The following is a 533-nucleotide window of genomic DNA, read 5'->3' as shown; positions in this document are numbered from 1 at the left end:
CCCCGGAGCCGCACCCCGCCGCCCCGGTCTCGAACCATCGTTCGCGCCCCCTTGACGAGGGAGGGTCGCGGGAGAAAAATTGCCGTTCATCGGTCGACAATGCCGAACGCTGTACGTCAGGCAGTCGATCTTCCCCCTGGACGAAGGACAAAGGAGTCACGGGTGTCCAGCTCCGACATCTTCCTCGGTGAGGTCATCGGCACCGCCGTCCTCATCCTGCTGGGCGGCGGCGTGGTCGCAGCGGTCGTCCTCAAGAAATCCAAGGCGTTCGGCGCGGGTTGGGTCGCCATCACCTTCGGGTGGGGTTTCGCCGTCCTGAGCGGCGTCTACATCTCCGGCGAACTCTCCGGCGCCCACATCAACCCCGCCGTCACCCTCGGCCTGGCCCTCAGCGGCGGCGAGTGGTCCGACGTACCGATCTACTGGCTCGGCCAGCTGCTCGGCGCCATGCTCGGCGCCGTCCTCGTCTGGTTGGCCTACTACGGCCACTTCCGGGCCCACCTGGAGGACCCGGGGACGGTCTCCCCGCCCCC

At 68.3% G+C, this 533-nt stretch carries 1 protein-coding gene; it reads left to right on the top strand.

Annotation, left to right across the window (positions count from 1 at the left end):
- Nucleotides 1-162: 162 nt before the first annotated feature.
- Nucleotides 163-533: MIP/aquaporin family protein (locus FOE67_RS28045; protein ID WP_182667597.1), on the top strand; the 371-nt coding region annotated here is incomplete at its 3' end.

It is taken from the genome of Streptomyces calidiresistens, assembly GCF_014141525.1.
Classification (GTDB): Bacteria; Actinomycetota; Actinomycetes; order Streptomycetales; family Streptomycetaceae; genus Streptomyces; species Streptomyces calidiresistens.
Note: the sequence above shows the minus strand (reverse complement) of the source record. Positions and strands in the feature narration are given on the sequence as shown.